The sequence below is a fragment of the Salmonella sp. 741265116_PST genome, assembly GCF_046567715.1.
GTDB lineage: Bacteria > Pseudomonadota > Gammaproteobacteria > Enterobacterales > Enterobacteriaceae > Salmonella > Salmonella enterica.
This window is the reverse complement of sequence record NZ_JBKFPH010000001.1, coordinates 68,195-82,080: the sequence shown is the minus strand read 5'-3', so window position 1 is coordinate 82,080 and position 13,886 is coordinate 68,195. Positions and strand designations below refer to the sequence as shown.

Annotated in this window: 12 protein-coding genes and 1 riboswitch; of the genes, 5 read left to right on the top strand and 7 right to left on the bottom strand. The window is 53.0% G+C overall.

The features are described from left to right. Window positions 1-23 precede the first annotated feature (23 nt). The 3 genes from ACLD11_RS00395 (at window position 24) to hldE (ending at window position 5,767) form a co-directional block, all read left to right on the top strand. Window positions 24-1,325: an inorganic triphosphatase gene (locus tag ACLD11_RS00395; protein ID WP_000046223.1), complete on the top strand. Its 1,302-nt coding sequence runs from the start codon at window positions 24-26 to the stop codon at window positions 1,323-1,325. A 117-nt stretch (window positions 1,326-1,442) separates the two neighbouring features. Further along, window positions 1,443-4,286, top strand: a complete 2,844-nt coding sequence (gene glnE, locus ACLD11_RS00390; RefSeq protein WP_411014391.1) for a bifunctional [glutamate--ammonia ligase]-adenylyl-L-tyrosine phosphorylase/[glutamate--ammonia-ligase] adenylyltransferase — start codon at window positions 1,443-1,445, stop codon at window positions 4,284-4,286. A gap of 47 nt (window positions 4,287-4,333) precedes the next feature. Further along, entirely contained in the window at window positions 4,334-5,767 is a 1,434-nt protein-coding gene (gene hldE, locus ACLD11_RS00385; protein ID WP_000867682.1) for a bifunctional D-glycero-beta-D-manno-heptose-7-phosphate kinase/D-glycero-beta-D-manno-heptose 1-phosphate adenylyltransferase HldE, read from the top strand. A gap of 159 nt (window positions 5,768-5,926) precedes the next feature. Here the strand turns inward: hldE and ACLD11_RS00380 are convergent, their stop codons facing one another. The 3 genes from ACLD11_RS00380 to ACLD11_RS00370 all read right to left on the bottom strand — a co-directional run bounded on the left by ACLD11_RS00380 (window position 5,927) and on the right by ACLD11_RS00370 (window position 8,542). Next, window positions 5,927-5,986, bottom strand: a complete 60-nt coding sequence (locus tag ACLD11_RS00380; protein WP_197400330.1) for a type I toxin-antitoxin system Ibs family toxin — start codon at window positions 5,984-5,986, stop codon at window positions 5,927-5,929. Window positions 5,987-6,223: 237 nt separating this feature from the next. Continuing rightward, window positions 6,224-7,903 carry a flotillin family protein gene (locus ACLD11_RS00375; RefSeq protein ID WP_183059483.1) on the bottom strand — a complete coding sequence of 560 codons (1,680 nt, stop codon included), beginning with the start codon at window positions 7,901-7,903 and terminating at the stop codon, window positions 6,224-6,226. A gap of 18 nt (window positions 7,904-7,921) precedes the next feature. Then, on the bottom strand, window positions 7,922-8,542 hold the full coding sequence (locus ACLD11_RS00370; protein ID WP_411014390.1) for an OB-fold-containig protein: 621 nt from the start codon (window positions 8,540-8,542) through the stop codon (window positions 7,922-7,924). Window positions 8,543-8,799: 257 nt separating this feature from the next. Here ACLD11_RS00370 and glgS point away from each other — a divergent pair, with 257 nt between their 5' ends. Beyond that, a complete protein-coding gene (glgS, locus tag ACLD11_RS00365; protein ID WP_000928927.1) occupies window positions 8,800-9,009 on the top strand; it encodes a cell surface composition regulator GlgS in 210 nt (69 codons plus the stop codon). Between the two features lie 73 nt (window positions 9,010-9,082). Here the strand turns inward: glgS and ubiK are convergent, their stop codons facing one another. Beyond that, a complete protein-coding gene (gene ubiK, locus ACLD11_RS00360) occupies window positions 9,083-9,379 on the bottom strand; it encodes a ubiquinone biosynthesis accessory factor UbiK (protein ID WP_411011878.1) in 297 nt (98 codons plus the stop codon). Between the two features lie 132 nt (window positions 9,380-9,511). Further along, window positions 9,512-9,710, top strand: a riboswitch (FMN riboswitch). A 105-nt stretch (window positions 9,711-9,815) separates the two neighbouring features. Here ubiK and ribB point away from each other — a divergent pair. Further along, window positions 9,816-10,469 (top strand): 3,4-dihydroxy-2-butanone-4-phosphate synthase, encoded by a 654-nt coding sequence (gene ribB / locus ACLD11_RS00355; RefSeq protein WP_001076978.1) that lies wholly within the window; start codon window positions 9,816-9,818, stop codon window positions 10,467-10,469. Between the two features lie 202 nt (window positions 10,470-10,671). Here the strand turns inward: ribB and dsbI are convergent, their stop codons facing one another. From dsbI to ACLD11_RS00340, 3 genes are read right to left on the bottom strand one after another with little or no spacing between them, the layout of a single operon-like run. After that, window positions 10,672-11,349: a protein-disulfide oxidoreductase DsbI gene (dsbI, locus tag ACLD11_RS00350; RefSeq protein ID WP_023219226.1), complete on the bottom strand. Its 678-nt coding sequence runs from the start codon at window positions 11,347-11,349 to the stop codon at window positions 10,672-10,674. 14 nt (window positions 11,350-11,363) lie between these two features. After that, window positions 11,364-12,035 carry a thiol:disulfide interchange protein DsbA/DsbL gene (locus tag ACLD11_RS00345; RefSeq protein ID WP_023219225.1) on the bottom strand — a complete coding sequence of 224 codons (672 nt, stop codon included), beginning with the start codon at window positions 12,033-12,035 and terminating at the stop codon, window positions 11,364-11,366. Window positions 12,036-12,054: 19 nt separating this feature from the next. Next, entirely contained in the window at window positions 12,055-13,851 is a 1,797-nt protein-coding gene (locus tag ACLD11_RS00340) for an aryl-sulfate sulfotransferase (protein WP_411011879.1), read from the bottom strand. Between the last annotated feature and the right edge of the window lie 35 nt (window positions 13,852-13,886).

The following is a 13,886-nucleotide window of genomic DNA, read 5'->3' as shown; positions in this document are numbered from 1 at the left end:
ACATAACCCATAAGTACAAGGCCATGGCTCAGGAAATCGAATTAAAGTTTATCGTCAATCACGACGCCGTAGATGCGCTGCGAAATCATCTTCATACGCTCGGCGGCGAGCATCATGCACCCAGCCAGTTGCTGAATATCTACTTCGAAACGCCTGATAACTGGCTACGCCGCCATGATATGGGGCTGCGTATTCGTGGTGAAAATGGGCGCTATGAAATGACCATGAAAATTGCCGGCCGGGTAACGGGCGGGCTGCACCAGCGACCCGAATACAATGTCGCGCTAAGCGAACCCGTGCTGGATCTGACGCAACTTCCGGCGGAGGTCTGGCCGGATGGCAACCTGCCCGCCGGCCTGGCATCAAGCGTACAGCCGCTGTTCAGTACCGATTTTTACCGGGAAAAATGGTGTCTGGACGTTGACGGCAGCAGGATTGAAATTGCGCTCGATCTCGGCGACGTAAAAGCGGGCGAGTTTGCCGAACCGATTTGTGAGCTGGAGCTTGAGTTGCTTCGCGGCGATACGCGCGCCGTGTTAAAACTGGCGAAGCAACTGCTGTCGCAAACCGGTTTGCGTCAGGGCAGTCTGAGTAAGGCGGCGCGAGGTTATCACCTGGCGCAGGGGAATGCGCCGCGAGAGAATACACCAACGGCAATTCTGCGGACTGCCGCGAAAGCCACGGTAGAGCAAGGGCTGGAGGCCTCGCTGGATCTGGCGTTGTCACAGTGGCAGTACCATGAAGAGCTCTGGCTGCGCGGCGACGAGTCGGCGAAAGAACACGTGCTGGATGCTATGGGGTTGGTGCGCCATGCTTTAATGCTCTTTGGTGGCATTGTTCCGCGTAAAGCGAGCGCTCACTTACGTGATCTACTTACCCAGGCGGAAGCGACGATGACATCCGCGGTGTCCGCCGTCACAGCCGTTTATAGTACGCAAACGGCGATGGCGAAACTGGCATTGACGGAATGGCTGGTGACGAAAGCCTGGCAGCCATTTCTGGACGCGAAGGCGCAGGCCAAAATGGCCGATTCTTTTAAGCGTTTCGCCGACATTCATCTTTCTCGTCATGCTGCTGAATTAAAAAAAGTTTTTGGACAACCGCTGGGTGATAAGTATCGCGACCAGTTGCCGCGTTTGACTCGCGATATTGACAGCGTTTTACTGCTGGCCGGGTATTATGATGCGATGGTCGCGCAGGCATGGCTGGAGAACTGGCAGGGATTGCGTCACGCCATTATTACCGGACAACGTATTGAAATTGAACATTTCCGTAATGAGGCCATTAACCAGCAGCCGTTCTGGTTGCACAGCGGAAAACGATAATCAGAACCGTAGAAAGCGCCTGATGATGCTGCGCTTATCAGGCTTACGGTATGCGGACTTGTAGGCCGGATCAGGCGAAACGCCGTCATCCGGCATTATTTAAAGGATATCCCCTAAATGACGCCGCTCTCTTCACCCTTATCGCAGTACTGGCAGACCGTTGTTGATCGCCTACCAGAAGGATTTACTGAGACATCGCTTAGCGCGCAGGCGAAGTCAGTACTTACATTTAGCGATTTTGCGCTGGATAGCGTGATAGCGCATCCGGAGTGGCTTGCCGAACTGGAATCCGCATCGCCGCAGGCTGATGAATGGCGACATTATGCTGGCTGGTTACAGGAGGCGTTGGCAGGTGTCTGTGACGACGCCTCGCTGATGCGTGAACTGAGGCTTTTTCGTCGTCGCATCATGGTACGCATCGCCTGGGCGCAGACGCTGTCGCTGGTGGACGACGAGACTATTTTACAACAGTTGAGCCATCTGGCGGAGACGCTCATCGTGGGGGCGCGCGACTGGCTGTATGCCGCCTGTTGCCGCGAATGGGGAACCCCCTGTAACCCGCAGGGCGTTCCGCAGCCGCTGCTGATTTTAGGCATGGGCAAGCTGGGCGGCGGCGAACTGAATTTTTCGTCTGATATCGATCTGATTTTCGCCTGGCCGGAACATGGCGAGACCCGGGGCGGGCGTCGTGAACTCGATAACGCCCAGTTTTTTACGCGTCTCGGGCAGCGGCTGATCAAAGCGCTCGATCAGCCCACAATGGATGGCTTTGTCTATCGGGTGGACATGCGCCTGCGACCGTTTGGCGACAGCGGCCCGCTGGTACTGAGTTTTGCCGCGCTGGAGGATTACTATCAGGAGCAAGGACGCGACTGGGAACGCTACGCTATGGTGAAAGCGCGGCTAATGGGCGATAACGACGACGCCTGGTCTCGTGAGTTACGCGCCATGCTGCGGCCTTTCGTTTTCCGCCGCTATATCGATTTCAGCGTCATCCAGTCGCTACGCAATATGAAAGGGATGATCGCCCGCGAAGTGCGACGCCGCGGTTTGAAAGACAACATTAAACTTGGCGCGGGCGGTATTCGTGAAATTGAGTTTATCGTGCAGGTATTCCAGCTCATCCGCGGCGGACGCGAGCCGTCGCTACAGTCGCGTTCGTTACTGCCGACGCTGGATGCTATCGCTGCGCTGCATTTGCTGCCTGAGAATGACGTGGCGCAACTGCGCGTGGCCTATCTTTTTCTACGTCGTCTGGAGAATCTGCTGCAAAGCATCAATGACGAACAGACGCAAACACTGCCTGCCGACGATCTGAATCGGGCGCGGCTGGCCTGGGGGATGAAGGCGGAGAACTGGCCGCAGCTTGTTGGCAAACTGACGGATCATATGGCTAATGTACGCCGCGTATTCAACGAATTAATTGGCGATGATGAAGCCGATACCCCGCAGGAGGAAGAACGTTCAGAGCCGTGGCGTGAAGTATGGCAGGATGCGCTACAGGAGGATGATTCGACGCCAGTGCTGGCGCATTTAGCCGATGAGGATCGGCGACAGGTTCTGACCCTCATCGCTGACTTCCGTAAGGAACTGGATAAACGCCCTATCGGCCCGCGCGGGCGGCAAGTGCTGGACCAACTGATGCCGCACCTGCTTGCTGACGTCTGTTCCCGCGAAGACGCCGCTGTTACGCTATCGCGGATAACGCCGTTGCTGGCGGGGATTGTCACTCGTACCACCTATCTGGAGCTGCTGAGCGAATTTCCCGGCGCGCTGAAACACCTGATTATGCTCTGCGCCGCTTCGCCAATGATAGCGAGCCAACTGGCGCGTTATCCGTTGTTGCTGGATGAACTGCTCGACCCCGGCACGCTTTATCAGCCGACGGCTACCGACGCTTACCGCGACGAATTACGCCAATATTTACTGCGCGTGCCGGAAGAGGACGAAGAGCAACAACTGGAGGCATTACGCCAGTTTAAACAGGCACAGCTTTTGCGGATTGCGGCGGCGGATATTGCCGGTACGCTGCCGGTGATGAAAGTGAGCGATCACCTCACATGGCTGGCGGAGGCGATGATTGATGCTGTGGTGCAGCAGGCGTGGACGCAAATGGTTGCGCGTTATGGTCAGCCAGCGCATCTGGACGAACGCCAGGGGCGGGGGTTTGCGGTTGTCGGTTATGGCAAGTTGGGCGGATGGGAGCTGGGCTACAGTTCCGATCTGGATCTCATCTTCCTGCATGACTGTCCGATGGACGTCATGACCAACGGCGAACGCGAAATCGACGGGCGGCAGTTTTATCTGCGCCTGGCGCAGCGCATTATGCATCTGTTCAGTACGCGCACCTCCTCCGGCATTTTGTATGAGGTAGATGCGCGTCTACGCCCCTCTGGCGCGGCGGGAATGCTGGTGACTTCAGCGGACGCGTTTGCCGATTATCAGCAGCATGAAGCCTGGACCTGGGAACATCAGGCGTTGGTACGCGCTCGCGTGGTATATGGCGACCCGCAGCTTACCTCACAGTTTGATGCGGTGCGCCGCACTATCATGACGACGGCGCGCGACGGCAAGACATTGCAGACTGAAGTGCGTGAAATGCGTGAGAAAATGCGGGCGCATCTCGGCAATAAGCATCGCGATCGTTTTGATATTAAAGCTGATGAAGGCGGTATTACGGATATTGAGTTTATCGCGCAATATCTGGTACTGCGCTACGCTCATGAAAAACCTAAATTAACGCGCTGGTCTGATAACGTGCGCATCCTGGAGCTTCTGGCGCAAAACGGCATTATGGATGATCACGAGGCGCAGACGCTGACGGTCGCCTACACCACACTGCGTGATGAACTGCACCATCTGGCGTTGCAGGAGCTTCCCGGTCATGTGGCGCAGACGTGTTTTAGCAAAGAGCGCGCGCTGGTGCAGGCTAGCTGGCGGAAGTGGCTGGTAGCCCTTTGAATTATGCTATTATCGCGCGCAAATTTTGAATCTCTCAGGAGACAGGAATGAAAGTAAATCTGCCAGCGTTTGAACGTGCAGGCGTCATGGTTGTGGGTGATGTAATGCTGGATCGCTATTGGTATGGCCCCACTTGCCGTATTTCACCGGAAGCGCCGGTGCCCGTGGTTAAGGTAAATACCGTTGAGGAACGCCCGGGCGGCGCGGCGAACGTGGCGATGAACATTGCGTCTCTGGGAGCGAACGCCCGTCTGGTCGGCCTGACGGGTATTGATGACGCCGCGCGCGCGCTGAGCAAAACGCTGGCAGAGGTCAATGTGAAGTGCGACTTCGTTTCTGTGCCGACGCATCCGACGATTACCAAACTGCGCGTGCTATCACGTAATCAGCAGCTCATTCGTCTTGATTTTGAAGAAGGCTTTGAGGGGGTGGACCCGCAGCCGTTGCATGAGCGTATCAACCAGGCGCTGGGATCGATCGGCGCGCTGGTATTGTCCGATTATGCCAAAGGCGCTCTGACCAGCGTGCAGACTATGATTTCCCTGGCGCGCCAGGCGGGCGTGCCGGTGCTCATCGATCCGAAAGGAACGGATTTTGAACGTTACCGCGGCGCCACGCTGCTGACGCCAAACCTTTCTGAATTCGAGGCGGTTGCGGGGAAATGTAAAAGCGAAGACGAACTGGTTGAACGTGGTATGAAGCTCATTGCCGATTACGACCTTTCCGCGCTGTTGGTCACGCGTTCCGAACAGGGAATGACGCTGCTGCAACCGAATAAAGCGCCGCTACATATGCCGACGCAGGCGCAGGAAGTTTATGATGTTACCGGTGCGGGCGATACGGTGATCGGCGTGCTGGCGGCGACGCTGGCGGCGGGAAATACCCTGGAGGAGGCGTGTTATTTCGCCAATGCGGCGGCGGGCGTAGTGGTAGGTAAACTCGGGACGTCAACGGTTTCCCCTATTGAGCTAGAAAACGCAGTGCGCGGACGCGCGGATACCGGCTTCGGCGTCATGACCGAAGAGGAGCTGAGACAGGCCGTCGCCAGCGCGCGTAAGCGTGGCGAGAAAGTGGTCATGACCAACGGCGTTTTCGATATTCTGCACGCGGGCCACGTCTCTTATCTGGCGAACGCGCGCAAACTGGGCGACCGCCTGATTGTTGCGGTCAATAGTGACGCCTCGACTAAACGTCTGAAAGGCGAAAGCCGTCCGGTTAATCCGCTCGAACAGCGTATGATCGTGCTGGGCGCGCTGGAGTCAGTCGACTGGGTTGTCTCTTTTGAAGAGGATACGCCGCAACGACTGATTGCCGGTATTCTGCCGGATCTGCTGGTAAAAGGCGGCGACTATAAGCCGGAAGAGATCGCGGGCAGCGAAGAGGTCTGGGCCAACGGCGGCGAAGTCATGGTGCTGAACTTCGAAGATGGTTGTTCCACGACCAATATCATCAAAAAGATCCAGACCGAGAGCGAGAAGTAAAACCGCGACATCAGGCGTTACAGACGCTGCGGGCGCCGATTTTGAAGGCGCGTCGGACATTTTGTTTCGACGCGTATCTCGCGGTTGACGCTGCTTTTTTTTCGACCTAAAGTAAAGGAATAAGGGTGAGAGGGGATCTCTCCCCCCTCTGATTGGCTGTTAGTAAGCTGGGAAACTTATCAGTAACAGAACAATCAGTATGATGACCTGTTGCATCATAACCCTTTCCTTATTAAAGCCCCTTCCTCGGGAGGGGCTTTCCCGTTTCAGCTCCTTGCTGACATCGCGATTGTTGGTGGGTGGCCTGTCTGGCGCAAGGGCTTTCTCCCGCCGATTTTGCGTTACTGGATCGCCCACGCAAAATGGCCTGCTGGTCATAACGCTTTGTACAGACAAGGTGGAAAAAAGATAAAAAATCCCCGGTCTTATGACCAGGGACAGGAGATATGGCGGGGGTTATTGCTCTTTTACCGTTGCTTCGTGATTAATCTCATCCGTTGCCGATGAAACCAACGGTGTGGTCAGCGCCTTTAGCGAGCCGCCAGCGATGCCAATCTCGTTTAACAACGAATCGATCAGCGGCGCCTGGGTACGATAGGTGAGCGCGGCAGATAACGCTTGTTCCGCCAGGTTTCCCCCGTTAGCGCCGCCAGCGGCGACGTCGCCCGCCGTCGCGCCGCGATTGAGGCCATCGACCTGAATAATCTTAATGCCGTCGATGGATTTCATCGGTTCAACAGACTTCTCAATAACAGCAGGCAACGATTGTAAGAGCGCTAGTTTAAATTTGAGGCTGGTTTGTTCGTCAGAAAGCACGTTGATAGCGTCATTCAGCGCCCGTTGTGCTTCGGCTTCCGCCAGACCTTTTTTACGCGCTGCTTCCGCCAGTTCGATGATGGCGGCGGCTTGCAATTCTGCCGCTTCTTTCTCTGCTTTTGCCCGAACGGTCAGTTCGACCGCTTTGGTTTCCGCATCCTGCGCTGCGGCGATCAGAGCGACCTGCTTGGCGCGATCCGCTTCGGCGGTCTGGCGGGTGGTTTCTACGTTTTGCTGGGCGCGAACCGCATCGGCCAGCGCGTCGTTGGCGCGTGCTTCCGCTTGCGATTGTTGCTCGGATTTGGCGGCAATGGCGATAGATTTCGTCTGGTTGGCGATTTCTGTCACCTGCTGCTGTTCGATCTCTTTAATACGTACTTCACGCTCGGCCTCAACTTTCCTGGACCGTACTGCTTGCTCACGTTCGATCTCCGTCTCCTGGATCTGCCGCTCAGCAAGAATGCGCGTCTGTTCTGCTTCGCGATGGCGCTCGGCCTCAAAAGCGGCAATTTTGGCGTTTTGTTCGGCGGTGCGGGTTTTAACCTGTTGCTCCTGCTCCAGAGTCATAAAGGCTTCTTGCTGCTCGATTTCCAGCTTGCGCTCAAGCGCGTCGCGGTTCTTTTCGCGCACCGCTACTTCCACATCCTGTTCCACTTCATTACGTTCACGACGGCGGCGTTCGGTTTCCTGCGTCAGTTTCGTCAGACCTTCGGCATCAAAGGCATTGTTTGGGTTGAAATGCTCTTTGGACGTTTGGTTAAAGTTGGTTAAGGAGACGCTTTCCAGCTCCAGGCCGTTTTTCGACAAATCTTCCGCAACGGTGTTTTGTACGCCCTGAACGAAGTTTTCACGCGTATCCTGTAGCTCATGCATCGTCATCTGGGCTGCGGTAGCGCGTAAGGCGTCAACGAATTTATCCTCAACCAGCATACGCAGATCTTCCGGCGACAGCGTTCGCTGACCAAGCGTTTGTGCGGCGGTGGCAATACCTTCAACAGAGGGTTTTACACGCACGAAGAAAGCAACGACCACGTCAACGCGCATACGATCTTTGGTGATCAGGCTGTCGACGGTAGCACGGCTGACTTCAAGTTTTAGGGTATTCATATTGATCGGAATAATTTCGTGAAAGATTGGCATCACAATAGCGCCGCCGCTCATCACCACTTTTTGCCCGCCAAGCCCGGTACGGACAAACGCCTGTTCCGCAGATGCGCGGCGATAAAGGCGAGCAAAAATGATCCCGATAATTAGTAAGACGATAACCGCCACGATGGCGGTAAACATCCATGATGGCAATATGCCAAAAACATCATCCATTATGTAAGTTCCTCTCAATTAGACATAGAAGGTACGCTCAGCCAAATAACGCGTTGCGGAAAGTCGGCAGACAATCAGCACTTTGTCTCCTTTTTTAAATTCTTTTCCCGTTTCGGGTTCCAGCAGTAAATAGTGAATCTGGCCGAACTTATCGGTAAATTTTCCTTCGCAAGGTGTACCGGCAACGGCGGCGTGGCCGGTAATAATCGCCATGCCGCCGATAAATTCCTCTTCCCTGAGGGCGGAGCTTTCATCTCTGGGTAGCCACGGCGCGAGGATTTTTCCGCTGTAATGCACGGCAAAGACCGACAGGACAATGCTCAACGGGACCAGCAGCAGATTGCTGAGCGGCGCTTGCCAGAGCATGATCCCGCCATGCTGGATGAGGATACCGAAGAGGCCGAAATAACCGGCCAATAGACAGAGGACGACCAGTGCGGGAACGCGTCCAATATTCAGATAATGAAGCGCCTGGCCCGCAGGGCCGGATGACAGGGCGTCATAATGATCGAGATGGGCGTCGAGCGCGCCTGAAAGAAAGTGGCCAAAAATCAGAGAAATCATCTCCAGCACGCCGATAAAGAAAACGAACGCGATGGCAAACAGATAGGGGCTGTTATACTCCGCAAATAAGGTCATATTTTCTATCCTTGTCGCCGCCTTCAGAAGAGTGTTCTCGTGATAATTTTCATGCTTGTTATTTCATTGCGTTACAATATCATGTGACCCATATCTCCTTAAGTCCGAAAAGCGATTTATCCGTCGTTATCTTTGGTTAATATTGTGATTTTGCGCATTAAATTTGCGCACGTTATGTATAAAGCCGCCGTACATATAGGGAAATACTGAAATTAGAAAAAGCATATAGCCTTAACAGAATTCAATAACTGGAGGGTATGCTGATGAACAACAATAACGTCTATTCATTAAATAATTTCGATTTTCTGGCGCGCAGTTTTGCCAGAATGCAGGCGGAGGGGCGTCCTGTTGATATCCAGGCGGTAACCGGCAATATGGACGAGGAGCACCGCGACTGGTTTTGCAAGCGTTACGCGCTTTACTGCCAGCAGGCGACTCAGGCGAAAAGGTTAGAATTAGAACACTAATGCAGGCTCCCTTTACAGGTGCAGGACATTATTCAGATCTTATATGAGCGGGCCGTCAGGCCCGTTCACGTTTTTACTCTTGTGGATCGACTGGCGGGATGGCGGGCGCAGGTTTTACTCCTTCAGGTTTGTCGCGAGCTTCCAGTTCGCTGAGGCGTTGCTCCAGCAGCGCCAGTTTTTCCCGGGTGCGCAGCAAGACCTGAGTCTGGACATCAAACTCTTCGCGGCTCACCAGATCGAGACGCGTTAGCTGAGATTGCAGCGTTTGACGGATTTTTTTCTCGATATCTTCCCCGAACTCGCGAATACCTTTCGGCATTGACTCATGAACCTGGCGTGCGATTTGCTCAATTTTTTTCGGGTCAATCATTGTGGTTTCCCTGAACTGGTAAGTGTTAGCTCTTATTGTAGTGCGATATGTGGACGCCATAAACCAGAATTGTGTGACGTCATACGGAGTAAAGGCGTTGATGAAGGTAATCAATAGCGTTATAGTTAACCCGCTTATTCTCAGGGCGGGGCGAAATTCCCCACCGGCGGTAAATCAGCGATGTTTAACGCATTTCTCATCACGGCGCGCCGTGACGGAACGCGGAGAGCAGGTTGAAAGCCCGCGAGCGCTTTTTGCCATAGCGAAAAGGTCAGCAGATCCGGTGTAATTCCGGGGCCGACGGTTAAAGTCCGGATGGGAGAGGGTAACGATCCAGTCGGGCATGGACCCGCTCACGTTATTTTTTTGCCGCTTGTCGGCACTCCTAAGACTGCCCTGATTCTGGTAACCATAATGTTAATGAGGTTTTTTTACCATGAATCAGACGCTACTTTCCTCTTTTGGTACGCCTTTTGAACGTGTTGAACTTGCACTGGATGCGCTGCGTGAAGGACGCGGTGTGATGGTGCTTGATGATGAAGATCGTGAAAACGAAGGCGATATGATTTTCCCCGCAGAGACGATGACCGTAGAACAGATGGCGTTAACCATTCGTCACGGTAGCGGTATTGTTTGCCTGTGCATTACTGAAGACCGTCGTAAGCAGCTCGACTTGCCAATGATGGTGGAAAACAACACCAGCGCCTACGGCACCGGTTTTACCGTGACCATTGAAGCCGCAGAAGGCGTGACCACCGGCGTTTCCGCCGCTGACCGTGTCACTACGGTGCGTGCGGCAATTAAGGATGGCGCAAAACCGTCCGATCTTAACCGTCCGGGGCACGTTTTCCCACTGCGCGCTCAGGCGGGCGGCGTGCTGACGCGCGGCGGTCATACGGAGGCGACCATCGATCTGATGACGCTGGCCGGTTTTAAACCTGCAGGTGTACTGTGCGAGTTGACTAACGACGATGGGACGATGGCGCGCGCGCCGGAGTGTATCGCGTTTGCAGGCCAGCATAATATGGCGGTGGTCACGATTGAAGATCTGGTGGCTTACCGCCAGGCGCATGAGCGCAAAGCCAGCTGATCGAACGGATCATGGTTGAAAAAAGCCGATGATGTTCATCAGGCGTTTTACAGACAAAAAACTGTCAACCTATATCAGGACTAGTCACCTCTGGTGTCATATTGTTCAGTTTCAAAGAACGACGAATAAGCTGAATGGTAGAATTATTGTGAGAAAAGCAGTGGTCTGAATGCAGACCTCTGCTTTGGTTTATCTATTCAGGTTATTTGCCTCTGGCCAGTTTCAATGCCCAGGCACCGCTCATGACCAGCAGCAGAACCAGGCACAGCCCAAAGGCCAACAGACATGCCTGCGCCATGTTCATAAAATGCCAGGGCGGAAGCAGATACCAGCCTTCGGACTGCTGGTAGAGATCGACAAACCACTGCTGTACGTTACTGAGCGTCACGCCATCAGGGACGATAGGTGCGTCATAACCGCAGTCTCCGGTAGGTTTAAACCACTCCGGTGCCCATTCCGCCAACGGTAAGTTGAAAGGAAAGGTCGGGTCAGTCGAACATCCTTGCACGCCAAAAAGTGAATCGGGGTCCGCATTATGTACCGCATGATGGATACCATTAAGCTTAATAGAAAACTTAATGCCTATAATGCTGCCATAAAACGCCGCGATGCAGCCAATCAGCTTCAGCACGATATTTTTGGGATTTATCGCCGCAATCACCCCGCCAATTACCATCACAAACATCGCGTAACGGATGTAAACACACTGCTCGCACGGTGCCATGTAGAGGTAGATTTGGAAGAACGAGTGCGCCAGGATAATCAACCCTCCCATCGCGACGGCCATTAACAGCCACAGAAAGCGCTGTTCCTGCCATCTCACCAGCGTATCTACTGGTCTTGCGCGTAGGTCTCGCCATAATCCCTTAATAAAATCCATAATCGTTTTCCTGCTTATTTTTTAGTGGCCAGTTCCCGAACGAGTTCAGCCATAGAATCGATGGATTTGATGTTTTTGGTGTAGATAAGGTACTTGCCGTTGACGACGTAAGCCGGAACACCCTGAATTTTGGCAACGTCATAGGCGGCTTTCCATTTTTCCAGAGTCTCCTGAACGGCAGGATCTTTCAGCGCCGCTTCAAAATCAGCCTGGCTCATGCCTGCGGCGTCCAGCCCGGTTTTAATAAATGCCGCCGGATCTTTCCCATCTGACCAGCGCTCTTTCTTATCATGGTAAGCCGTGTACCAGGCGAACTTCGCTTTTTTGAATTGTGATTTAGCATCAAACAACGAAATCCCGGCAGCTTTATCTTTGGCGATCAGGACTGCAAATACTTCGCTGGCCTGTTTGCCATATTTGCCTTTTGTTTCCAGGTGGAACGGAGTGAACGTAACGAGATCGGCTACTTTATCAGAAACCGGACCTGTTACGGCTTTGTCATATTTGTAGCAGAAAGGGCAGTCGTAGCTAAATACCTTAATCAGCGTTTTATCCGCATTAGGAATCGGTTTCTCCAGAACCATATAATCTGTGCCCTCGGTAAAAGCCGAGGCCGCAAAAGGAGTGACCAATGCCGCGGTTAATACTACGCTTTTAAATAAAGAGGTAATCCATTTAGATGACATATTAATTCCTTCTCGTGATTTATTTAAACATTTGCGTTGGATGAACCAGTAACGCACGATAGTGAGTCTGGTTGGGTTTATCCGACAGCACATCAATTTCAACTTTCACTTCTTTCGTTTTATAGTCAATCTCATTAAGTTTGCCGACTGTTGGTTGACCAACGTCGAACAGATTAATAGAACCGCCAAAGCCGAACATGGTGTCGCGGTCTTTTTGGTATTCAACAACCGAGGTGATAGGACTATAGAAATCATATCCACGCTCTTTACCGTATTCCCAAACTTGTTGTACGGTGCCTTTCTTCTCATCGATCTTATATTCGACAAAACGGGAATATTTCATGGTCGGTAGGGCCGGTTGCTCCAGGCCGCGACCATCGCCGTTATCAAAGACCGTTAACGTGCCTTTGCTGGAAAGCCATGCCGTATGTTGGGTATAGGTGAAATCGAAATCGGTGTTCTGACACTTGCCGTTTTCGTCACAGGTCAACGGCTTACCATGATCGTCTACTGGTTTCAGCAATTTACTGGCTAGTTGTTTATTCCAGCCTTTAGACGGCGCCAGTATCCATTTCACCTGCTTATCGCGACCAATTTTTACAATACCCTGATGGCGGGAAGAAAGGATAATGGAGTCATCTTTCGCGTCATAAGCGATAGAGTTGACGTGCGCCCAGTTACGGCCAGCACCGACACCAAGCGCATCGCCATACGGCGTATCCGGTTCGAGTTTCGCCTGCTGTCCGGCATGGGCCAGATCGACGTTCACACATACTGCGCCCGCATCCAGAGCGCCGAGCAGCGCATCACGCATAGGGTCGAGGATTTTGGTTAAATCCCAAACGTCCACTACGCGGCCAGACTTATCGACCTCAATGATTTGGTCGCGAATAGTGTGAACATGTATGCCATCTTCTTTGCGGTAATCGCGTTTGCCGACGCGCAGCAGTACGGTGCCGTTCACGGTTTCGATGGATTCATGAGACGCATCCAGGAACCCGCGCGGCAGTTTATGATCGGCAAGAATTTGCCCCATCATATCAAACTCGTACCAGTGTTGGCCCTGCACCGCGGTAAAGGTGCCGCGAGGCGTTTCACGAATACCCATCAGGTAGCCGCGTTTGTTGATATTCATATCGTGGCCGTCGTAGAAGGTATCTTGATCCAGCCACCAGCGGTATTCACCCTGGGTGTCGACCACAAACGTATAAGGGGCGATATCGAAAGGCAAAGCCCCACCCGCCGGACCGGCATCAAGAATGCCCGCATTTTTATCTTTTTCGCCGTGCCAGTGAAATTCAGCGCCCTGCGGCGTAAAAGTATGGGTATTTACCAGATAAAGGCGATCTTCAAATCCTGGCGCGACTTTAATAACTTTCGTTTGCTGGAGATCTGAAATAGAACGGTTATCCATATAATGGTTGACGATGGCGGACGTCTGCACCACATAGTCATCCTTCATGGCTTTGCCGTTTTCTTTATATTCTACCGTGACGTTGTTGGCAAATTTCTGATAAAGGCCAAAAATCGGAATACCGTCATAGGTTTCTAAAGACTCTTTCCCAACGGTATAAGTAACAGGAACGCCTTTTTCCCCTTTGCCATGTACAGTAACTTTAACGTCTGAAATAATATGGCTATCTAATTCCACCAGTGCGGTGAGAGGGGCGTTTCCGTAAGGATCGACAACGACTGCGCCTAATTTCCCTGCGGGCTGTGCCGGTTGAAAACCTGCGGCAAACGTACTGGCTGCGGTGAGTCCGCATGTCAGTGCGACAGCGCCGGCAAGTATTGTTTTCCGGTATTGATTAAACATGGATATATCTCCTTATATACAACTTCTAAATATAA

Excerpts from the sequence above, each read along its gene's own strand:
- hldE (WP_000867682.1), top strand. The coding sequence starts at position 4,334 with ATGAAAGTAAATCTGCCAGCGTTTGAACGTGCAGGCGTCATGGTTGTG.
- ACLD11_RS00395 (WP_000046223.1), top strand. The coding sequence starts at position 24 with ATGGCTCAGGAAATCGAATTAAAGTTTATCGTCAATCACGACGCCGTA.
- ACLD11_RS00375 (WP_183059483.1), bottom strand. The coding sequence starts at position 7,903 with ATGGATGATGTTTTTGGCATATTGCCATCATGGATGTTTACCGCCATC.
- dsbI (WP_023219226.1), bottom strand. The coding sequence starts at position 11,349 with ATGGATTTTATTAAGGGATTATGGCGAGACCTACGCGCAAGACCAGTA.
- ACLD11_RS00345 (WP_023219225.1), bottom strand. The coding sequence starts at position 12,035 with ATGTCATCTAAATGGATTACCTCTTTATTTAAAAGCGTAGTATTAACC.
- ubiK (WP_411011878.1), bottom strand. The coding sequence starts at position 9,379 with ATGATTGACCCGAAAAAAATTGAGCAAATCGCACGCCAGGTTCATGAG.
- ACLD11_RS00340 (WP_411011879.1), bottom strand. The coding sequence starts at position 13,851 with ATGTTTAATCAATACCGGAAAACAATACTTGCCGGCGCTGTCGCACTG.
- glnE (WP_411014391.1), top strand. The coding sequence starts at position 1,443 with ATGACGCCGCTCTCTTCACCCTTATCGCAGTACTGGCAGACCGTTGTT.
- ribB (WP_001076978.1), top strand. The coding sequence starts at position 9,816 with ATGAATCAGACGCTACTTTCCTCTTTTGGTACGCCTTTTGAACGTGTT.
- glgS (WP_000928927.1), top strand. The coding sequence starts at position 8,800 with ATGCTGATGAACAACAATAACGTCTATTCATTAAATAATTTCGATTTT.
- ACLD11_RS00370 (WP_411014390.1), bottom strand. The coding sequence starts at position 8,542 with ATGACCTTATTTGCGGAGTATAACAGCCCCTATCTGTTTGCCATCGCG.